Annotated in this window: 16 protein-coding genes; 7 read left to right on the forward strand and 9 right to left on the reverse strand. The window is 61.7% G+C overall.

The features are described from left to right. Positions 1-453 precede the first annotated feature (453 nt). Positions 454-1608, forward strand: a complete 1155-nt coding sequence (gene metK / locus EKL15_RS10850; RefSeq protein WP_016926681.1) for a methionine adenosyltransferase — start codon at positions 454-456, stop codon at positions 1606-1608. A 124-nt stretch (positions 1609-1732) separates the two neighbouring features. Here metK and EKL15_RS10855 read toward each other — a convergent pair whose 3' ends face one another. From EKL15_RS10855 to hrpB, 7 genes are all read right to left on the reverse strand, one after another. Further along, on the reverse strand, positions 1733-1885 hold the full coding sequence (locus EKL15_RS10855) for a Hok/Gef family protein (RefSeq protein WP_004937610.1): 153 nt from the start codon (positions 1883-1885) through the stop codon (positions 1733-1735). Positions 1886-2196: 311 nt separating this feature from the next. Further along, positions 2197-4185, reverse strand: a complete 1989-nt coding sequence (fhuB, locus tag EKL15_RS10860; RefSeq protein ID WP_149571399.1) for a Fe(3+)-hydroxamate ABC transporter permease FhuB — start codon at positions 4183-4185, stop codon at positions 2197-2199. Then, a complete protein-coding gene (gene fhuD, locus EKL15_RS10865) occupies positions 4182-5090 on the reverse strand; it encodes a Fe(3+)-hydroxamate ABC transporter substrate-binding protein FhuD (RefSeq protein WP_038872395.1) in 909 nt (302 codons plus the stop codon). The genes fhuB and fhuD overlap by 4 nt, the downstream gene beginning before the upstream one ends. Next, positions 5090-5887: a Fe3+-hydroxamate ABC transporter ATP-binding protein FhuC gene (gene fhuC / locus EKL15_RS10870; RefSeq protein WP_049200086.1), complete on the reverse strand. Its 798-nt coding sequence runs from the start codon at positions 5885-5887 to the stop codon at positions 5090-5092. Before fhuC ends, fhuD begins: the two co-directional genes overlap by 1 nt. A 47-nt stretch (positions 5888-5934) precedes the next feature. Then, entirely contained in the window at positions 5935-8139 is a 2205-nt protein-coding gene (fhuA, locus tag EKL15_RS10875) for a ferrichrome porin FhuA (protein WP_203089472.1), read from the reverse strand. 250 nt (positions 8140-8389) lie between these two features. Beyond that, the gene (mrcB, locus tag EKL15_RS10880; protein WP_038872402.1) at positions 8390-10882 is read right to left on the reverse strand and encodes a bifunctional glycosyl transferase/transpeptidase; all 2493 of its coding nucleotides are present in this window, start codon (positions 10880-10882) and stop codon (positions 8390-8392) included. 118 nt (positions 10883-11000) lie between these two features. Beyond that, positions 11001-13439, reverse strand: a complete 2439-nt coding sequence (gene hrpB / locus EKL15_RS10885; RefSeq protein ID WP_203089475.1) for an ATP-dependent helicase HrpB — start codon at positions 13437-13439, stop codon at positions 11001-11003. Between the two features lie 188 nt (positions 13440-13627). Here hrpB and thpR point away from each other — a divergent pair, with 188 nt between their 5' ends. From thpR to folK, 6 genes are all read left to right on the forward strand, one after another. Then, complete coding sequence (gene thpR / locus EKL15_RS10890) at positions 13628-14170, forward strand: RNA 2',3'-cyclic phosphodiesterase (RefSeq protein WP_060422688.1); 543 nt, start codon at positions 13628-13630, stop codon at positions 14168-14170. Further along, positions 14167-14874, forward strand: coding sequence for a DNA/RNA nuclease SfsA (gene sfsA / locus EKL15_RS10895; RefSeq protein ID WP_203089477.1), 708 nt, complete (start codon positions 14167-14169; stop codon positions 14872-14874). The genes thpR and sfsA overlap by 4 nt, the downstream gene beginning before the upstream one ends. Positions 14875-15057: 183 nt before the next feature. Next, positions 15058-15513, forward strand: a complete 456-nt coding sequence (gene dksA / locus EKL15_RS10900; protein WP_004937569.1) for an RNA polymerase-binding protein DksA — start codon at positions 15058-15060, stop codon at positions 15511-15513. A 72-nt stretch (positions 15514-15585) separates the two neighbouring features. Next, entirely contained in the window at positions 15586-16497 is a 912-nt protein-coding gene (gene gluQRS / locus EKL15_RS10905) for a tRNA glutamyl-Q(34) synthetase GluQRS (RefSeq protein WP_203089479.1), read from the forward strand. A 61-nt stretch (positions 16498-16558) separates the two neighbouring features. Beyond that, complete coding sequence (gene pcnB, locus EKL15_RS10910; protein WP_071591451.1) at positions 16559-18106, forward strand: polynucleotide adenylyltransferase PcnB; 1548 nt, start codon at positions 16559-16561, stop codon at positions 18104-18106. After that, a complete protein-coding gene (folK, locus tag EKL15_RS10915; protein ID WP_019456064.1) occupies positions 18106-18606 on the forward strand; it encodes a 2-amino-4-hydroxy-6-hydroxymethyldihydropteridine diphosphokinase in 501 nt (166 codons plus the stop codon). Before pcnB ends, folK begins: the two co-directional genes overlap by 1 nt. Before the next feature lie 5 nt (positions 18607-18611). Here the strand turns inward: folK and qseC are convergent, their stop codons facing one another. Together qseC and qseB are read right to left on the reverse strand one after the other, a co-directional pair. Beyond that, positions 18612-19970, reverse strand: coding sequence for a quorum sensing histidine kinase QseC (gene qseC, locus EKL15_RS10920; protein ID WP_203089481.1), 1359 nt, complete (start codon positions 19968-19970; stop codon positions 18612-18614). Then, the gene (qseB, locus tag EKL15_RS10925; RefSeq protein WP_004937550.1) at positions 19967-20629 is read right to left on the reverse strand and encodes a quorum sensing response regulator transcription factor QseB; all 663 of its coding nucleotides are present in this window, start codon (positions 20627-20629) and stop codon (positions 19967-19969) included. The genes qseC and qseB overlap by 4 nt, the downstream gene beginning before the upstream one ends. Between the last annotated feature and the right edge of the window lie 112 nt (positions 20630-20741).

Below are 20741 nucleotides of genomic sequence, written 5' to 3' on the forward strand. Positions count from 1 at the left end.
ATGAAGCGGCGGCGCTCACGGCGAACGCCTGCGACGGATAATAGCGCAACGCCGGCGAATGCAAAGCGGAAGTTTATCGCACCTTCCCCACCGCCAATCGCCGTACTGTGCAGCAAATGAACCGCGCGCGCAGTTTATACCGGTAAGCAGGTGAAAAAGCAAAATGAAAATTCGCCGAAAACTGTTTCAAGCGATGAAAATGGCGCCAACCCGTTTGCGCAAAAGAGCGAAAGCGCAAAAAATTACTGGCAATCTGGCTAAACCCTGACCTAAAATAGACGTCCAGATGTTAATCCATCTATACTGGTTAACTGATAAACTGCTTAACGGCTTTGCCTGAGGGGCGTTGCAGGATGCATCTCGCGCCATCAGCGGAAGACCCTTCGCTTTGATGCCGGATCTCCAGCGCTGTGCAGTAATTTCTAACCCGTCTTATGCAAGGTAAAGAACACAATGGCTAAACACCTCTTCACGTCCGAATCCGTCTCCGAAGGACATCCCGATAAAATCGCCGATCAGATCTCCGATGCCGTCCTCGACGCCATCCTGGAACAGGATCCGAAAGCGCGCGTCGCCTGCGAAACCTACGTGAAAACCGGCATGGTGCTGGTCGGCGGTGAAATCACCACCAGCGCCTGGGTCGATATCGAAGAGATCACCCGCAAAACCGTACGCGAAATCGGCTACGTTCATTCGGACATGGGCTTTGACGCCAACTCCTGCGCAGTATTGAGCGCCATCGGCAAACAATCCCCGGATATCAATCAGGGCGTTGACCGTACCGATCCTCTCGAGCAGGGCGCCGGCGATCAGGGCTTGATGTTTGGCTACGCCACCAACGAAACCGACGTGCTGATGCCGGCTCCGGTGACCTACGCGCACCGTCTGGTGCAGCGCCAGTCCGAAGTGCGCAAAAACGGCACCCTGCCGTGGCTGCGTCCGGACGCGAAGAGCCAGGTGACCTTCCAATACGACGACGGCAAAATCGTCGGTATCGACGCCGTGGTGCTGTCCACCCAGCATTCTGAAGATATCTCGCTGAAAGATCTGCAAGAAGCGGTGATGGAAGAGATCATCAAACCGGTCCTGCCGGCGGAATGGCTGACGGCGGGCACCAAATACCACATCAACCCGACCGGCCGTTTCGTTATCGGCGGCCCGATGGGCGACTGCGGCCTGACCGGCCGTAAGATCATCGTCGACACCTACGGCGGCATGGCGCGCCACGGCGGCGGCGCCTTCTCCGGTAAGGATCCGTCCAAGGTTGACCGTTCCGCGGCTTACGCGGCGCGCTACGTGGCGAAAAACATCGTCGCCGCCGGCCTGGCCGATCGCTGCGAGATCCAGGTGTCTTACGCTATCGGCGTAGCGGAACCGACCTCCATCATGGTGGAAACCTTCGGTACCGAGAAAGTGCCAACCGAACAGCTGACGCTGCTGGTGCGCGAATTCTTCGATTTGCGCCCATACGGCCTGATCCAGATGATGGATCTGCTGCAGCCGATCTACCGCGAAACCGCTGCCTACGGCCACTTCGGCCGCGAGCACTTCCCGTGGGAAGCGACCGACAAAGCCGCGCTGCTGCGCGATGCCGCCGGCCTGAAATAAGCCCCGACATCAACATGAAAACGGCGAGCCTGGGCTCGCCGTTTTTTTTAAGCGGATGGGTGCTCCCGGATCAACGCAGCGACTTGCCGGCAAGCGGAGGCCAAGCCCCCGCTGCCGGGTTGCCTTACCGTTCGGATTCGTAAGCCAAAATGGCCGCAACCTCCGTAGTGCCCGATCGGATCCGCAGCTCACACAGCGTGCTGCGAGTTATCCATGCCAGTGATATTACCGTGGCACAAATAACCACCAATTTTAACAGGCTCCGTTTGTTCGGCATCATGCCTTCTTCTCCTTGCCTCGCGGCGGGTAAGAGGCTAACTTAACGTTGTCACGCGTTAGAGTAGGCCTCGGGTTGATGGATATCGACTCGGGGCTTTTCTCTTTATCTCTTTCGCACGGGCTCCAGAGACAAAGATCCAGAGCACCCGCCCGCAGTATATTCATCTCACCACCACGCCACGTGTTCCTTTTCGCACGCAATAGCGTTTTTGCGCAACCGCTCGCAGTGCCTTGCAACACCCTGAAAAATAAAAAAAGGCTCAGCGACGCTGAGCCTTTGAGGGCAGAAAAAGCACGGCGAGACGCCGATTACGACGTCTGCTTACGCAACAGATAAACGAAGTACGGCGCACCGATAAAGGTCGCCAACAACCCGGCGGGGATCTGGTACGGGAACAGCAGCATCCGCCCGCACCAGTCGGCAAACACCATCAGCAAGCCGCCCAGCAGCGCGGCGATCACCATCTGCGGCAGCGCACGGCGGAAGCCCAGCATGCGCGCCATATGCGGTGCCATCAGCCCGACAAAGCTCAACGGCCCTACGGTCAGGGTCGCCATGGCGGTCAGCACGGCGGCCAATAAAAGAATGGTCAACCGCGCCGGCGTCAGCGCAATGCCCACCGAACGGGCGGTGGCGCCGCCGAGCGGCAGGATGGTCAACCAACGGCGGCACAGCGGCGCCAATACCATCAGGCCAGCGGCCACCAGCGCGGTACGCAGCGCCTGCGCCGGCTCCACCGAATAGGTCGAGCCGGAGAGCCAGGTCAGCAAGCCCCCCATACGCGGATCGCCGCTGGCCAACAGCAGGAAGATGACAGTGGTAAAGGCGGTGCTGAGCGCGATACCGGCGAGCAGCATACGTTCCGTCGAGAAACCGCCGCGGCCTGCGGCGATCATGATGATAAGCAGCGTCGCGGCCGCCCCCAGGCTGCCGGCGGGCAGCAGCCAAACGAAGGCGTCGCCCGGCACCATAAACAGCATCATCACGACACCAAAAGCGGCGCCGGAACTGATGCCCAACACTTCCGGACTGGCCATCGGGTTGCCGGTCAATTTCTGGATCAGCGTGCCGGCGACCGCCAGCATCATGCCCGCCGCCAGCGCCGACAGCACCCGCGGCCAGCGCCACGGCAGCAAGGAGTCCAGTTCCGCGCCCAGGCTCCAGTGCCAGCCGCCGGCATTTTTGCCCAACATCAGCGCCAGCGTCAGGCCGATCAGCAGTACGAGGCCACCCACCAGGATCCAGGCAGGCAGATTCCCGCGTTCGGCAGGCACCTTGTCGCCGAGGTTCATCGGCGGCGGCGTGGCGGCGCTGCGCAAACGCGGCAGCAGCCACAGCAGCAGCGGAGCACCGAACAGCGCGGTGGCCGCGCCGGTCGGGATCTCACGCCACACCTGCGTCACCCCGAGCATCACCTGATCGGTCAACCACAGCAACAGCGCCCCCAGCAACGGCGCCAGCATCATGCGGTGCGCCAGGCGGCGCGCGCCCAACATCTTCGCCATCAGCGGTGCAAACAGGCCGATAAAGCCGATAACGCCCACCGCACTCACCAACATGGCGCTGAAGATAATGGCCAGCCCCAGGGTGCAGAAGCGCGCCATCGACAGCCCCAGCCCCAGGTTGCGCGCCACGCCGTCGTCCAGCCCCAGCAGCGTCAGCGGGCGCAGCAACAGCGCCGCCAGCGCGCCGGCCACCAGCAAACGCGGCAGAATGAACTGCACGGCACTCCAGTCCTGTTGGTTCAACGCGCCAGTGCCCCACAGGAACATGCCCTGCAGCTGATCGTAATGAAACAGCGCCAACAGGCTGTTAACCGCGCCGCAGTACAGCCCCAGCACCAACCCGGCCAGAATCAGCGTGACCGGCGACATCCGCTTGCCCCAGGCGACGCCGAACACCAGCCCGCCCACCACAATCGCGCCCACCATAGCGGCCAGCTGGCGAGTGAATTCGCCCCCCGGCAGCACCCACAGCGTGGCAATGGTCAGGCCGAGCTGCGCGCCGGCGGCAACGCCGAGCGTCGACGGCTCCGCCAACGGATTGCGCAACACCTGCTGGAACAGGACGCCGACCAACCCCAGGCCGGCGCCGGCCAACAGCGACACCGTCAACCGCGGCAGCAGGCTGTAATGGAACAGCATTTGCCGCACGTCGTCGATGTCCGGCGCGCTGAGCGCCCGCATCCATTGCGCCGGCGGCAGCTGCTGCGCCAGGTTGTATATCGTCAGGCCGCCTGCCGCCGCCAGCAACAGCAGGATCAGCGTCAGCGGTAATCTCCGGATGCCTGCATTCATGCCGCACTCTCCTGGGCCTGCGCCAACAGGCGGCAAAACCGCATCGTCGACAGCGTGGCGCCGTAGAACCACACCGCCGGCACCTGCCGCAGCTGGTTTTGCCGCACAAAGGGCAACGACTGCCACAGCGGCGTCGCGCTGACCTTGTCCATCATCGCCTGATTGCCGTGATCGAGATAGATGACCCGGGCATTACGCACCGTAGCCAACCGTTCAATCCCCACCACCGCCGTGCCCCAAAAGTCGGTTTGCTCCTGCCAGGCATTGCGGATGCCCAGTTGGTCCATCGCTTCCTGGAACAGGCTTTTCTGGCCGATGATCAACGCATGGCGCGTGTCGATCAGCGAAAACAACAGCAGCGGTTGCCGGGTATAGCTTTGCAGGCGCTGACGCGCGTCCTGCATAAAGCCGTCGAACTGCGCCAGGTGGTTTACCGCCCGGCTTTCTATGCCCAACCGCTGGCCCAGCGCCAGCAGCGACTGGCGGGCGACGGTCAGCGGTTTGCCGCTGCCGTCGTTGAAGCCGAAGCTCATGGTTGGCGCGATGGGTTGGATTTTTCGCGGCGTCGGGCCATAGCCTTGCGACAGCAACACCAGCGAAGGCTGGAGCTGCTGCAGCAGTTCGAGGTTAGGTTCGGTGCGCTGACCGACGTCGACCACCGTCGCCGGCAGCTTCGGCTCCGCCACCCACAGGTTGTAGTTATGCACATCGGCCACCGCCAGCGGCGTCACGCCCAATGCCAACAGCAGTTCGATCGGCAGCCATTCCAGCGCCGCAACGCGCGCGATATCCGGCGGCGCATCCGCCGCCCGGCCGGGCAACGAGCCCAACAGCGGTGACAGCGCCAGCGCCATCAACAAACGGCGGCGCAGCGGGTCGTGAGAAGAAGTGAATGCAGAAGACATCAGTAGACAAAACTCACCGGCGCGCCGCCGCTCGGGTGCGGCAACGTGCCCATAGGAATACCGTAAATTTGCTCCAGCACCGGCCCCTGCATCAGTTCCAGCGGGCCGCCCTGAGCGATCATTTCACCGCCGCGCAGCGCCACCAGATGATCGCAGTAGCGCGCCGCCATGTTGATGTCGTGCAGCACGGCGATCACCGTGAGATCGCGTTCGCGGCTCAAGCGCTGAATGAGCGCCAGCACCTCGACCTGGTGCGCGATGTCCAGCGCCGACGTCGGTTCGTCAAGCAGCAGGCAGCGGCTGTCCTGCGCCACCATCATCGCCAGCCAGGCGCGTTGGCGCTCGCCGCCGGACAGGCTGTCCACCAGGCGGTTGGCGAACGGCTTGAGCCCCACCAGTGAAATGGCCTCTTCGACCAATTGGCGATCGTTGGCGCCAAAACGCCCCAGCGCGCCGTGCCACGGATAGCGGCCGACGGCCACCAGCTCGCGCACCGTCATGCCTTCCGCCGCCGGCAGCTGCTGCGGCAGGTAGGCCACCTGGCGGGCGAAGGATTTGCTGTCCCACTGCGCCAACGGCTGCCGATTGAGCAGTACCTGGCCACCGCTGGGGGCTTGATGCCGCCCGAGCAGTTTCAACAGAGTGGATTTACCGGAACCGTTATGGCCGATCAGGCCGCAGACTTTGCCCTGGGGAAAACTGAGCGACAGCGGTTGCAACAGCACCCGGCCGGGGACGGCGAAGCTGGCGTTATCCAGCGCGAAGGTCGCGCCGGGATTAAGAAGTTTGTCCTGCATAGATCCTGCTTTGTCCGGGGCGACGCGGCGCCGCCCCGGCTATCCGGTTAGAAACGGAAGGTTGCGGTGGCGACCACCTGACGTTCTGCGCCCCAGTAGCAGCCATAGGTTGCAAAGCAGCTGGAGACATATTCTTTGTCAAACAGGTTATTCACATTGATACCAATTGAAGAGCCAGGCAAATTGAAGCGCGCCAGGTCATATTTTATCGCGGCATCAAACACCGTATAATCCTTCACTTTAAACGTGTTGGCTTCGTCACCATAGCTGGAACCGACATAGCGCACGCCTGAACCCAAGGTCAACCCGCTGATCGCGGTTTCATGGAAGGTGTAATCCGCCCACAAGGAGGCCATATGTTTAGGGATCGCCGCCGGCGTGTTGCCCTGTAGCGTAGTGTCTTTGGTATATTCAGTGTTTGTGTAAGTGTAAGAACCCAATATATTCAGATTGGCCGTCAACGCCGCTTTGGCTTCAAGCTCAACACCACGTGAACGGATCTCACCGCCCAATATACTAGCGAAGGCATGTTCGGGATTCGGATCGGCCACTTTATTGTTGGTTTTAGTCAACTGGTAAAGCGCCAAACTGGCAGTGATCGGACGATCCTTAGGTGCGTATTTAACCCCTGCCTCATACTGCTTGCCTTTAGAGGCAGCAAACGTATTGCCTGAGAAATCAGTACCCGAGGTTGGCTCAAACGATTCGCTGTAGCTGACATAAGGCGCGATGCCGTTTTCGAAAACATAGTTCAAGCCAGCACGGCCGGTAAACTGGTTATCCTGCTGCTTAGAGACGGAATTCTGGTTTAGGCGATTGGTGCTGTTGGTGTCGCTCCAATCATAACGCCCCCCCATCGTCAGAACCCAGTTGTTCCATTCAGCCTGATCTTGCACATACAGGCCGGTCTGCTCCTGACGGTTAACCTGACTGGCACCACCGGTAATGGTATAACTCCGATTGCCATATTCTGGAGCGATGACATTCAGATTGGATGCACTGCCATATTGATAAACGACATCATTGCGCATACGCATATAATCAACGCCCATCAGCAAGATATGGTCAACTTGCCCGGTAGCAAATTTAGCCTGCGCCTGTGTGTCTACTGCAAAGCTGGACATATGTTCTTTGGAGTTCATCACGCCACGCTTCAGCTCAGCGGAATTATCAGGATCAATGCCTAGGCCATAGATAGAACGGTAGTCCACATCCATTTTCGAATAGCGCAGGTTTTGGCGCACGGTCCAAACATCATCGAAAGCATGTTCAAAGGCATACCCGACCATTTGCTGCTTGCGGGAGATGTTGTTATAGCCCGGTTCACCATCGTTGAAGCTGGTTGGTAACTTACCATTGACGCCATTTTGCACTGTGCCTTCTTTCGGCAACCAGCCATAGAAGCCAACGCTAGGATCATCCTGGAAACTGCTGAGGAAAGTCAAAGAAGTGCGATCATCCGGTCGCCAGCTGAAAGAAGGAGCAATAGCATAACGTTTGCTTTTCTCGCCAACCTGCTGCTGATCTTCATCGCGCGCCACACCTGTCAGACGATATGAATAAACACCCGCATCATCCAAGGCGTCACTGAAGTCAAAACCAGTCTGGAACAGATTATCTGTCCCCATTTTGAATTGAACTTCGCGCAGCGTCTCTGTTGTCGGCCGCTTACTGACCAGAGCGACCACCCCACCAGGATTGCTTTTGCCATACAATACCGAAGATGGGCCGCGCAGCACTTCCGCTCGCTCCAGGAAGTATGGGTCGATCTGATAAATCGAATAGTTGTCGTCCTGCAGTTTCAGACCATCCAGGTACATATTGGTACCTACAGAGCTGAAGCCGCGAATGTTCACAGCATCATAGGCGGTAGAGGCTCCGCGATTCCCAATCATCACACCTGGAGTATAAGCCAGCGCATTTTTCACCGTATCCGGTTGGCGCATATCCATCTCTTCACGCGTCACCACGGAAACGGACTGCGGGTTCTTCTCGATCGGCGTATCGGTTTTGGTACCGGTGGCGCTGCGTTTGGCGACATAGGTGCCGACCGGCCCCCAGGCGCTTTCCTGCTGGGCGGTATTGCTACCGCCCACAACGGTAATCGTGTCTTCCTTGGCGGCCGGCTTGGCGTCGGCGGAAAAAGCCGGCATCGCCAGCGTGCCCAACGCCGCAGCGACGGTGATCGCTAACGCGCTGACGGGGGTGCGGCCCTGCTTGGCCACGGATGATGAAAGACGCTTGGTCGGCATAGTTGATTTCTCTGATGAATAATTAAATGACGAATGTAAACGATAATAATTATTATAAGCGTCGCATTTTATGCAGAAGCCAAATTAAACTGCAAGCCGAATTCATAGGGCAAATAGGTTAAGGATTAGGCGCTTAGCCATGCGATTAGCAGGGAAATAAAACGAGCAGAAAAATAAAAAAGCCCGCAACCAAGGTTACGGGCTTAATAACAAAGAAAAAATTTTCACCGGGCCGGCGCCCCGGTAGCGATTACTGGCCGAACATATCCTTGATCCAGCCGGCGACGCCATCGCCATCTTTTTGCTCACCCGCCGCCGGTTGCTGCTGTTGCTGCACCGCCGCCTGGCTGGCCTGGCACAATCCCTGCGGATTGTCGGTCCAGACCGGGATGGTGCGCCAGCTGCCGCCGCCGCAGATAAAGTTGCCGGCAGAGTCGATGCTCATCTGGTTAATGCCTTCCGGCGGCTGCAGCATCAGCGGCAGCGGCGTCTGGTTTTCCAGATAACGGCGATACAGGGTCAACGCGCCGTTGGCGCCGGTCAGCTTGGCCGGGCCGTTGTTGTCGCGCCCCACCCAGGCGATCGCCACTTCCTTGCCGTCGATGCCGGCGAACCAGCTGTCGCGCAGATCGTTGGTGGTACCGGTTTTCGCCGCCAGGTTGTAGTTCGGGAACTTCACCGACAGCGAGCGGGAAGTCCCGCGCGCCACGCCCTGCTGCATCGCGTACAACGTCAGGTAAGCGGCCTGCGCCGGCACCATGCGTTCCGCCTGCGGGAAGCTCTGGTACAGCACCGTGCCGTCTTCGGCGATCACCGAACGCACCGCCGACAGCGGCGCACGGTTACCGCCGCTGGCGATGGTCTGGTACTCCTGCGCGACTTCCATCGGCGTCAGGCCGATCGCCCCCAGCAGCATCGAAGGCACCGGGTTGATCTCCGCTTTCGGGATACCCAGGCGTTGCAGCGTAGCGCTGATCTGATCCAGCCCGACCGACAGGCCGAGGTTCACCGTCGGCACGTTCAGCGAGTTGGCCAACGCATCCACCAGCATCACCTGACCGCGGAATTTACGGTCATAGTTGTTCGGCTGCCAGACGGCGCCGTTCGGCTGTTTCAGCGACAGCGGCGCATCCGCCAGCCAGGTGTTGAGGCGGTATTTATCCGGTTCGGACAGCGCGGTCAGGTACGTCGGCGGCTTGGCCAGCGAGCCGACCAGGCGGCGCGCCTGCATGGCGCGGTTGAAGCCAGCGAACTGCGGGTTGGCGCCGCCGACCATGGCGCGCACTTCACCGCTGAAGCGATCGACGATCACCATCGCCGCTTCCAGATCCTGCAGGTGACGCGCGGCGCGCAGCGCCGGGATGCCGTCTTCAACCGCTTTTTCCGCCGCGTCTTGCGACACCGGATCCAGCGTGGTGAAGATCTTCACGCCGGACAGGTCATTGACCTTATCGCCCAGCTTGGTCTGCAGTTCCTGACGCACCATCTGCATAAACGCCGGCTGTGGCGTAATGACGCCGCCTTTCGGCTGCACGCCCAGCGGACGCGCGCTCAGCATGTCATACAGCTCGCCGTCGATCACGCCCTGGTTCTGCAGCAGCTTGAGCACCAGGTTGCGGCGCTCCAGCGCCAGTTTCGGGTTACGCCACGGGTTGTACAGCGACGCGCCCTTGACCATGCCGACCAGCAGCGCCTGCTGATCGAGGCTCAGCTCATCCACCGGACGGCCGAAGTAGTACAGGCTGGCCAGCGGGAAACCGCGGATCTGGTCGCTGCCGCTCTGGCCGAGGTACACCTCGTTCAGATACAGCTCCAGAATGCGGTCCTTGCTGTAACGGTAATCCACCAGCAGCGCCATATAGGCTTCGTTAGCCTTACGCCACAGCGAACGTTCGTTGCTCAGGAACAGGTTCTTCACCAACTGCTGCGTCAGCGTACTGCCGCCCTGCACCGCACGCCCGGCAGTCAGGTTGGCCAGCACCGCACGGCCGATGGAGTAGGGGCTGATGCCGTCATGCTCATAGAAGTGGCGGTCTTCCGTGGCGATCAGCGTATCCACCAACAGATCCGGGAAACCGGAACGCGGCACGAACAGACGCTGCTCACCGTTCGGCGACTGCAGCATGGTGATAAGACGCGGATCGAGGCGGAAGAAGCCGAAGCTGCGGCCGCTGTCCAGGTTTTCAATCTTCGCCAGGCGGTTGTTCTGGAAGTCGAGACGGGCGCGGATCTGCCCTTCTTTACCATCCGGGAAGTCGAACGGGCGGCGCAGCATCTCGATGCTGTTGGCCTGCACGGTAAACTCGCCCGGGCGCGTCATGCGGCTGACCTGGCGATACTGCATGCCTTCCAGCAGGTTGACCATCTCCTTCTTACTGTACGGCATGCCCGGTTCCAGGTTGACCATGCGGCCGTATACCGCCGCCGGCAGCTGCCAGACTTTGCCGTCGATGCGGCTGCGGATCTGCGAGTCCAGGTAGACGCCATAGATCGCCAACAGGACGGCGATCACCAGGATCAGTTTGATAAACAGGCCGAGCCAGCGGCGTTTTTTACGCGGCGGAGTCGCTTTTACCTTACGCGGCATGCGTTCCTCCTCCTCTTCATACTCATCATCGTCATACTCGTCTTCTTCGTAATCGTCATAATCGTCGTCTCGGCGACGGCGCGGCGGCTTGCGCGACGCGGTGCTTTTTGGTTGTTTTCCTTTGCGCCCGATGGGCTCGCGGTCATCCCCAGCCATGGCTGTTGTTCTCCGAGCTTGCCGACACTGCCGGCCATGATTAGTCGCTTAATCTGTGCCTACGCCGCAGCGCTGACCAGAAGAAACATCTGAATTCCAAACCTTAAATGATCGCGACCTACTGATATTTCTTCGTTCGGCGCGTCGGTACCGCCGTGGCCGGATCGTCCGGCCAAACGTGTTTCGGGTAGCGGCCCTTCATCTCTTTTTGCACCTCGCGATAGGCACCTTGCCAGAAGGCAGCCAGATCGCCGGTGATTTGCAACGGCCGGTGCGCCGGTGAGAGTAACTCAAGCACCACCGGGATGCGACCCTCCGCCAACATCGGGCTGCGCTGCTCGCCGAATACCTCCTGCAAACGCACCGCCAGCGCCGGCGGTTTGCCGGCCTCATAACGGATCGGCAGGCGACTGCCGGTCGGCACAGTGTAATGAGTGGGTAGCGCATTATCCAGCCGCTGCTTTTGCTGCCAGTCCAGCAGCCGGGACAGCGCCTCGGCGATATTGACCTGCTTCAAGCCGCGCAAATCGCGCACGCCGTTCAGCGACGGCAACAGCCACTGCTCCAACGCCGCCAGCAAGGGTTCTTCGTCCATCGCCGGCCATTCCGCCTCCGGCAGCCAGGCTTGCGCGCACTGCAGGCGCACCCGTAATTGTTCGGCGGCACCCTCCCAGTTGAGCACCGCCAGCCCCTGTGCGCGCACCCAATCGATCAGCGCCTGCTGCAGCTCCTCATCCGCCGGTTTGGCCAGCGGCTGGGCGCGCAGCGTCAGACGGCCGATCTGCTGGCGCTTCCAGGCGCGCAGCGTGCCCTTCTCGTCATCCCACTCCACCGCCGTGCGCTGCGTGACGATCGCCGGCAGCTGCGCCGCCAGCGCTTCGATGTCCACCGGCAACGCCAACAGGATACGCGCATCGGGGCTGTTGTGGCCCTGCAACAGGCTGGGGACGATGAGCCAAGGCGCGCGCGACAGCGCCTCGTCCTGGTTCATCGCCGCCCCCAGACCGTTGGCCAGTAGGTAGCGGCCGTCCTGGCCTCGGCGCTGGGCGATACGATCGGTAAATGCCTGCGCCAACAGGCGCGGCGCCAGATCGACGTCGATTTGCCCCGCACGTTGCGGCAGGCGTTTGGCCAACTGCGCGGCACGCGGCCGCCAGTTCGGTTGCGGGCGGCTCAACCAGTAGCCGATATCCATCTGCCCGCCGCGCGGCGGTTCTTCCAGCAATGCCGCCAGCAACGCCGCCGTCGCCAGGCCGTCGGCACTCAACGCCGCGCCGGCGACCAGCATCGCCGCCAGCCGCGGCTCGCACCCCAGCGCGGCCATCTGGCGCCCCGGGGCGGTAAGTTTGCCACCATCATCCGTGGCCCCCAGCCGGTGCAGCAACGCCCTGGCCGCCGCCAATGCCGCCGCCGGAGGCACATCCAGCCAGGTCAGCTGCGCCGGATCATGGCATCCCCACTGCAGCAATTCGAGCCAGAAGCCGGTGAGATCGCTCTGTAAAATGTCCGGTTCGGCGTGTTCCGCCGCGCGCTCCGCCTGTTCTTTGGCGAACAGATGCCAGCAAATGCCCGGCTCCAGGCGCCCGGCGCGTCCGGCGCGCTGCACCATCGACGCCTGACTGATGCGCTGCGTCGCCAGCCGCGTCAAACCGTTGCGCACGTCGTAGCGCGCCACGCGCTCCAGGCCGCTGTCCACCACCAGCCGAATGCCCTCGATCGTCAGGCTGGTTTCGGCGATGTTGGTCGCCAGCACCACCTTGCGGCGGCCAGACGCCGCCGGTTGGATCGCCTTTTGCTGCTGCGCCAAAGGCAGCGCGCCATACAGCGGGCAAAGATCGGTATCGCTCGCCACCTCGCCGGTCAATCGCTCCAGCACCCGATTGATCTCCGCCACGCCCGGCAGGAACAGCAGCAAAGATCCCGGCTGTTCGGCCAGCAACCGCTTCACCGCCGCCGCTATGCCATCTTCCAGCCGCTGATGGCTGGCCAACGGCTGATACAGTCGCTCAACCGGGAAGCTGCGCCCCTCGGACACCACCACCGGCGCTTCCGGCAGCAGCTGCGACAGGCGAGCGTTGTCCAGGGTGGCCGACATGATCAGCAGTTTCAGATCGTCGCGCAGCCCTTGCTGCACGTCGAGCAGCAGCGCCAGCGCCAGATCGGCCTGCAGGCTGCGTTCGTGGAACTCATCGAGGATCACCAGCGACACGCCCTGCAGTTCGGCGTCCTGCTGCAGCATGCGGGTGAGAATGCCTTCCGTCACCACTTCCAACCGGGTTTGCGGCCCGCTTTTGCTTTCGGCGCGCATGCGGTAGCCCACGGTCTGGCCGGGCTCCTCCCCCAGTTGCTGCGCCAGGCGATAGGCGACATTTTTCGCCGCCAGCCGCCGCGGCTCCAGCATGATAATGCGCCCCGGCAACCCGGCCTTAGCCAGGATCTGCAGCGGCAGCCAGGTGGATTTACCGGCGCCGGTCGGGGCGTGCAACAGCACCTGAGGAGCGGACTGCAACGCAGCCAGCAACTCATCAAGCACCGCGCTGACGGGCAATGAAGACACTGAACTCTCCGTGGTGGTTAACGTTAAACGGCGTACAGTGTAGCATTAGCTTTGTCCCCGTAGCCTTTCAAACTGCGGCGGCGTTAGCTATAGTACGGACCTCGTCCATGCGTCCCGCTTCGCGCGAGACCGTTGCAAGCCGCATCCATGTCTGTCCCGACGGATTTGTCATTATTTACCGAGCCCCCATGTCCAATTCGCGCCGCCTGTTTTTCGCCCTGTCCTTGCCTGATGCCCTGCAACAGCAGGTGATCCGCTGGCGCGCCGAGGCGTTTGCGCCGGAGGCCGGCCGACCGGTGGCGGCGGCTAATTTGCACCTGACGCTGGCGTTTCTCGGCGAGGTCACCGCGCAGAAAGAGCTGGCGCTGCGCAAACTGGCCGGCCGCATCGTGCAACCCGGCTTCAGCATGCGGCTCGACGACCTCGGCCATTGGCCGCGCCCCGGCGTGGTCTGGCTCGGCACCCGCCGCGCGCCGCGCGGGCTGCTGCAGCTGGCCGAGCTGCTGCGTTCGCAGGCCGCCCGCAACGGCTGCCATCAAAGCGCGCTGCCGTTCCATCCGCACATCACGCTGTTGCGCGCCGCCACCCAGCCGGTGGCGATCCCGCCGGCGACGCCGGGCTGGGCGTTCAGCGCCGACGCCTTTTCCTTATATGAGTCGGTGTTCGAAAACGGCCGCACCCGCTATCAACACCTCGAACAGTGGCCGCTGGCCAAGCAGGCATCCGCATGATTTTCTCTCCACCGCTGCGTTCCGCCACGCTGATCAAACGTTACAAACGCTTTCTGGCGGACGTGATCACCCCGGAAGGGGAAACCTTTACGCTGCACTGCGCCAATACCGGCGCCATGACCGGCTGCGCCACGCCCGGCGATACCGTTTGGTACTCCACCTCGGATAACCCCAAGCGCAAATACGCCCGCAGCTGGGAGTTGACCCATACCCAACAGGGGCACTGGATCTGCGTCAATACCCTGCGCGCCAACGCGCTGGTGCGCGAGGCAATTGAACACAATTTAATCAATGAATTATCCGGTTACAGTAAAATCAGCGGCGAAGTGAAATACGGCGGTGAAAACAGCCGTATCGATTTGTTATTACAGGCAGAAAATCGGGTTAACTGCTATATTGAAGTTAAGTCAGTCACATTACTGCAACAACAACGTGGTTACTTTCCTGATGCGGTAACGCTCAGAGGGCAAAAGCACCTGCGTGAGTTGCTCAGCGTGGTTGAAAGCGGGCAACGGGCGGTGTTGTTCTTTGCCGTGTTACACAGCGGTATTGAGCAGGTCGCACCGGCACATCATATAGATGAGCGCTATGCGGCGCTGTTGGCACAGGTCCGGCAGTTGGGAGTGGAAGTGGTTTGTTACGGGGCAAAGTTATCACCTGACGGTATTTATCTCTGCGATAAGCTGCCGTTTTTTATCGATTAGCGCAGTCGGGTCCCTATAAATAGACAACCGGCCAGCACGATCGCCAAATACGCCCTCCTTCACACGATTGTCAAGCGGGCGACAGGAATAATTGCCAACCTACCTTCCTTCTGTTATTTATAGCGGCCTGTTTTTCCCCCGCATTGGGGATTCGATAGTGCGTGTGTATGTAGGAGAAGCAACATGCAAGAAGGGCAAAACCGTAAAACCTCGTCCTTGAGCATTCTCGCCATCGCTGGGGTGGAGCCGTACCAAGAGAAGCCGGGCGAAGAGTACATGAACGACGCCCAGTTGTCGCATTTCAAGCGCATTCTTGAAGCGTGGCGCAACCAGCTCAGGGACGAAGTGGACCGTACTGTATCGCATATGCAAGAAGAGGCAGCCAACTTCCCTGATCCGGCCGACCGTGCTACCCAGGAAGAAGAGTTCAGCCTTGAACTGCGTAACCGTGACCGTGAACGCAAACTGATCAAAAAGATCGAGAAAACGCTGAAGAAAGTGGAAGACGATGATTTCGGCTACTGCGAATCTTGCGGCGTGGAGATCGGCATTCGTCGCCTCGAAGCGCGTCCGACCGCCGATCTGTGCATCGACTGCAAGACGCTGGCTGAGATCCGCGAAAAGCAGATGGCCGGCTAATACCGTTGTTACCGCTGCGGCGTGCGCACCTGCGTGCGCCGCACAGAGAAAAGGGAACCTCCCCCCTCTGATATGCAAGAAAGTCATTATGTGGGGCGCTTTGCCCCATCGCCTTCCGGGGATCTGCATTTCGGTTCGCTGATTGCCGCTCTGGGAAGCTACCTTCAGGCTCGCGCCCAACGCGGGCAGTGGCTGGTTCGCATCGAAGATATCGACCCGCCGCGCGAAGTCCCCGGCGCCGCCGCTCGCATCCTGTCCGCGCTGGAACATTATGGTCTCCACTGGGACGGCCAGGTCATCTATCAATCCCAACGTCACGACGCCTATCGCGCCGCGCTGGATCTGTTGCAGCGCCAGGAGCTCAGCTATTACTGCACCTGCACCCGCAGCCGCATCCAGCAGATCGGCGGGTTGTACGACGGCCACTGCCGCGATTTGCAGCTCGGCCCACAGGGTGCCGCCATCCGCTTACGCCAGACCGCGCCCGTTTACGGGTTCCACGATCGCCTGCAGGGAGAATTGCACGCCGATCCGGCGCTGGCGGGGGAAGACTTTATCATTCGCCGCCGCGACGGGCTGTTCGCCTACAACCTGGCGGTAGTGATCGACGACCATTTTCAGGGCGTGACCGAGATTGTGCGCGGTGCCGATCTGATCGAACCGACGGTGCGCCAAATCGCCCTCTACCGCCAGCTGCAGGCGCCGGTGCCCGCCTATGTGCATCTGCCGCTGGCGCTGGGCGCCAACGGCATCAAGCTGTCGAAGCAAAACCATGCGCCGGCGTTGCCCGCCGGCGATCCGCGCCCGATGCTGATCGCCGCGCTGAAATTTCTGCGCCAACCGCTGCCGGAAAGCTGGCAAGATCTTGACCTGCCATTATTATTGAGCTGGGCGGTCGCACATTGGCGGTTGGAAAACGTGCCGCGTCAGGAGGCTATCCCTCTGGATGAAAACACGCCGGCATTCTCAAAGGAGCCATGGTGAGCTATGATTAGCCGCTATTTTTTGTTAGCTCCATTTTTATCAGTCACTATCGAGGTGTACCATTTTTACCCGAGTAGCCAACTTCTGTCGTAAGGTACTGACCCGCGATGACAAGCTGCCCCGCGACGACGCGGCGGCCGGCGATAAAAACGTAGTCCGCGAAGAGCGTGCCGCGGCGCCAAGCCGCCCTGCGCCGCAGCCGCGCGCCGCCGATAACGGCAGCAACGCCCCTGCCCGCCGCTCAACGCCGCGCAAGCGTCCGCCTTTTCCTATCGCCGAGAGCAACGACTCGATGACCGTGATCCCGCGCGAACAGCACTCGATCTCCCGCAAAGACATCAGCGAAAATGCGCTGAAAGTGCTTTACCGCCTGAACAAGTCCGGCTACGAAGCCTATCTGGTCGGCGGCGGCGTGCGCGATCTGTTGCTCGGCAAAAAGCCGAAAGACTTCGACATCACCACTAACGCTACGCCGGAGCAAGTGCGCAAGCTGTTCCGCAACTGCCGCCTGGTCGGCCGCCGCTTCCGCTTGGCGCACGTGATGTTCGGGCCGGAGATCATCGAAGTGGCCACTTTCCGCGGCCACCACGAACAAAATCAGGAATCCGACAAGAACTCGTCCCAGCAGGCGCAAAACGGCATGCTGCTGCGCGACAACATCTTCGGCTCGATCGAGGAAGATGCCCAGCGCCGTGATTTCACCATCAACAGCCTGTACTACGGCGTGGCGGATTTCACCCTGCGCGATTACGTCGGCGGCCTGAACGACCTGAAACAGGGCGTGATTCGCCTGATTGGCGATCCGGAAACCCGCTACCGCGAAGATCCGGTGCGCATGCTGCGCGCGGTGCGCTTCGCCGCCAAGCTGGATATGCGCATCAGCGAAGAAACCGCCGAGCCGATCCCGCGCCTGGCCTCGCTGCTGCATGAGATCCCGCCGGCGCGCCTGTTCGAAGAATCCCTCAAGCTGCTGCAGGCGGGTTACGGTTTCCAGACCTACCTGAAGCTGTGCGAATATCAGCTGTTCCAACCGCTGTTCCCGCTGATCGCCCGCAACTTCACGCCGAACCACGATACGCCGATGGAGCGCATTCTGGTGCAGGTGCTGAAGAACACCGATCACCGTCTGCAGAACGACATGCGCGTCAACCCGGCCTTCCTGTTTGCCGCCATGCTGTGGTACCCGCTGCTGGAGCATGCGCAGAAGCTGGCGCAGGAAAGCGGCCTGGCCTACTACGACGCCTTCGCGCTGGCGATGAACGACGTACTCGATGAGCAGTGCCGTTCGCTGGCCATTCCGAAACGCATCACCACGCTGGTGCGCGATATCTGGCAGCTGCAGCTGCGCCTGTCCCGCCGCCAGGGCAAACGCGCGCACAAGCTGATGGAGCACCCGAAATTCCGCGCCGCCTATGATCTGCTGGCGCTGCGTGCGGAAGTGGAAGACAATCAGGAGATGCTGCGTCTGGCCGAGTGGTGGGGCGAATTCCAGGACGCCACGCCGGCGCGGCAGAAAGCCATGCTGAGCACCCTGGGGGACGATCCGGCGCCGCGCCGCGCGCGTCAACGCCGCCCTCGCCGCCGGGCACCGCGTAAAGAAGGGGCATAATGATCCGCGTTTATATCGCGCTGGGCAGCAACCTGGCGCAGCCGCTGCAACAGGTTAAAGCCGCACTGGAGGCGCTGGAGCATCTCCCGCGCACCCGGCTGGTCACCTGTTCTTCGTTTTACCGCACCAAGCCGCTGGGGCCGCAAAACCAGCCGGACTTTCTCAACGCGGTGGTGGCTCTGGATACCCTGTTGCCGCCCGAACAGCTGCTCGACCATACCCAGGCGATAGAACGCAATCAGGGGCGTGTGCGCAAGGATGAACGCTGGGGGCCGCGCACGCTCGATCTGGACATCATGCTGTACGGCGACAAGGTGATCCATACCGAGCGCCTGACGGTGCCGCATTACGGCCTGAAAGAGCGCGAATTCATGCTCTACCCGCTGGCGGAAATCGCCCCCGACCTGATTTTCCCCGATGGCGAGCCGCTCGCCAGCTGCCTCAAGCGCGTGCCGGAAAACGGCATGGCGCTGTGGCATCAGCCAAAACCCAAGTCCTGACCCACCTACAGCGCCAACCGCGCAACAAATCCCCCCGCCGGACGATTGGCGAAACTGACCTGTAGACCATGCAAGCCGGCGATACGCTGCACGATCGAGAGCCCCAGCCCGCTGCCGGTTTGCTCCTGCCCCGGCGGGCGATAGAAGCGTTCTCCGAGCCGCGCCAGATGTTCCGTGGTGACCCCCGGACCGTCGTCCTCCACCGTCAGCGAACGTTCGCTCAGCGTTACGGTGACGACGCCGCCCTGCGGGGTGTAGCGCACCGCGTTATCCAGCAGGTTGCGCAATAGCAGCGACAGCAGCAAGGTTTCCCCCTGACGCGGCGGCGGCGTTCCCCGATGTTCATAGCGCAGCGTCACGCCCGCCGCATGGGCCTGCCGATCCTGCTCCGCCAGGGTCATCGTCACCAGATCGTTCCAGTCGATCGGCGCCAGTTCGGCCAGATCCGACAGCGAATCCAGCCGCGACAGCGTCAGCAGCTGATCCACCAGTCGGGTCGCGCGATCGATGCCGAGCGTCAGATTGTCCAGCGCGTGCTCGCGCATCGGCGCATCGTCCCCCGCCAGCTGCACCACTTCGGTCTGCACCCGCAGCGCCGCCAGCGGGCTGCGCAACTCGTGCGCGGCATCGGAGGTGAAGCGCCGCTCCCGCACCAGCAGAGCGTTGATGCGGGCGAACAGCGCATTGAGCGCATCCACCAGCGGGCGCACCTCGCTCGGCACCTGGCGCGCGTCCAGCGGCGTCGCGTCATCGGGTGCACGCCGGCGCAAACCGGCCGCCACAGTGCGCAGCGGCCGCAGCTCGCGCCCGACCATCAGCGCGATCAGCAGCATCAGCACCGGCAGCGTCGCCAGCCAGGGCACCAGTTGGCCGGTCACCATGCCCAGCGCCATATCGCGCCGGTAATCCCACTCCTGGCCGACCACGATGCGGTAGCGCCCGTCCGGGCTGGTCAACCACACCAGGCGCCAACTGTCGTCATCGCCTTTGCGCTCGCCGTCGGTAAAACCTTCACGCTCCCCGTCAAACAGGAAGTCGGCGCCGTTCTCGCCGTCGTTGAGCAGCATCTTGCCTTGGCGATCGAAGATGGCGAACGCCAGCGCGTCGTCGTCCTGCTCGCCGCGTTTGCCGTGGTGCACCAGCTTTTTGGTTTTCGGCAGGCTGCGCGCACTTTCATCGGCCAGCAGATCGCCGAGGTTGGCGGTCGCCAGCCGTTTGGCGAACAGCATCTGTTGGGTGTCGAACACTTCGTTGATGGTGTTGCGCGACATCACCCAGGCCACCACGCTGGCGGTGCTCCAAGTCAGCAGCGCCAGCAGGCTGAAGATCAGGATCAGGCGCAGCCGCAGGCTGAGACGCTTCACGGCGCATCCCCCAGCGTGTAACCCACGCCGTGGATGGTACGGATGAAGCCGTTGCCCAGCTTGCGCCGCAGGTGGTGAATATGTACCTCCACCGCGTTGCTGCTCACCTCGTCATCCCAGTTGTACAGCTTCTCCTGAATCAACGGCCGCGCCAGCACCCGCCCCTTGTTGTGCAGAAACAGTTCCAGCACCGCCAATTCGCGCGGCGTCAGCGTCACCGGCTCGCCGTTGCAGCTCACGCTGCGGGTGGCGCTGTCGAACACCACGTTGCCGTGCGTCAGCTGCGGCATCAGTTGGCCGTGGCGGCGGCGGATCAGCGCCTGCAGGCGCGCCGCCACTTCGGCCAGCGCGAAAGGCTTGCACAGATAATCGTCGGCACCGCTTTGCAGCCCGCTGACCCGCTGCTCCAGCGCGTCTCGGGCGGTGAGGATCAGGACCGGCACGTCCTGCCCGGCCTGGCGCCACTGGCGCAGCAGATCCAGGCCGTCGAGGCCCGGCAGGCTGAGGTCGAGGATCACCGCGTCGTACGGCGCACTGTCCAGCGCATTTTTGCCGACGGCGCCGTCGGTGAACCAGTCCAGATTGAAGCCGAGTTTGGTCAGCCCGGCCTTGATGCCGTCCCCGATCAGTTTGTCATCTTCGATCAGCAAAATTCGCATGAGTATCCCTTTTGAGTCTTGGCGCCATTGCACCACAAGGTTCTTAAGAACCGCTTAAGCATGGCGATCCGCGCTACCCACCCCGATCGGGTTACAGTAGAATGACTGCACT

Origin of the sequence: Serratia sp. 4542 (genome assembly GCF_016805595.1) — a bacterium.
Taxonomy (GTDB): domain Bacteria; phylum Pseudomonadota; class Gammaproteobacteria; order Enterobacterales; family Enterobacteriaceae; genus Serratia; species Serratia nevei.

Coding starts and splice junctions, on each gene's coding strand:
- fhuC (WP_049200086.1), bottom strand. CDS start 5,887: ATGCAGGACAAACTTCTTAATCCCGGCGCGACCTTCGCGCTGGATAAC.
- thpR (WP_060422688.1), top strand. CDS start 13,628: ATGTCCAATTCGCGCCGCCTGTTTTTCGCCCTGTCCTTGCCTGATGCC.
- metK (WP_016926681.1), top strand. CDS start 454: ATGGCTAAACACCTCTTCACGTCCGAATCCGTCTCCGAAGGACATCCC.
- fhuA (WP_203089472.1), bottom strand. CDS start 8,139: ATGCCGACCAAGCGTCTTTCATCATCCGTGGCCAAGCAGGGCCGCACC.
- EKL15_RS10855 (WP_004937610.1), bottom strand. CDS start 1,885: ATGCCGAACAAACGGAGCCTGTTAAAATTGGTGGTTATTTGTGCCACG.
- mrcB (WP_038872402.1), bottom strand. CDS start 10,882: ATGGCTGGGGATGACCGCGAGCCCATCGGGCGCAAAGGAAAACAACCA.
- dksA (WP_004937569.1), top strand. CDS start 15,058: ATGCAAGAAGGGCAAAACCGTAAAACCTCGTCCTTGAGCATTCTCGCC.
- sfsA (WP_203089477.1), top strand. CDS start 14,167: ATGATTTTCTCTCCACCGCTGCGTTCCGCCACGCTGATCAAACGTTAC.
- fhuB (WP_149571399.1), bottom strand. CDS start 4,185: ATGAATGCAGGCATCCGGAGATTACCGCTGACGCTGATCCTGCTGTTG.
- qseB (WP_004937550.1), bottom strand. CDS start 20,629: ATGCGAATTTTGCTGATCGAAGATGACAAACTGATCGGGGACGGCATC.
- folK (WP_019456064.1), top strand. CDS start 18,106: ATGATCCGCGTTTATATCGCGCTGGGCAGCAACCTGGCGCAGCCGCTG.
- fhuD (WP_038872395.1), bottom strand. CDS start 5,090: ATGTCTTCTGCATTCACTTCTTCTCACGACCCGCTGCGCCGCCGTTTG.
- gluQRS (WP_203089479.1), top strand. CDS start 15,586: ATGCAAGAAAGTCATTATGTGGGGCGCTTTGCCCCATCGCCTTCCGGG.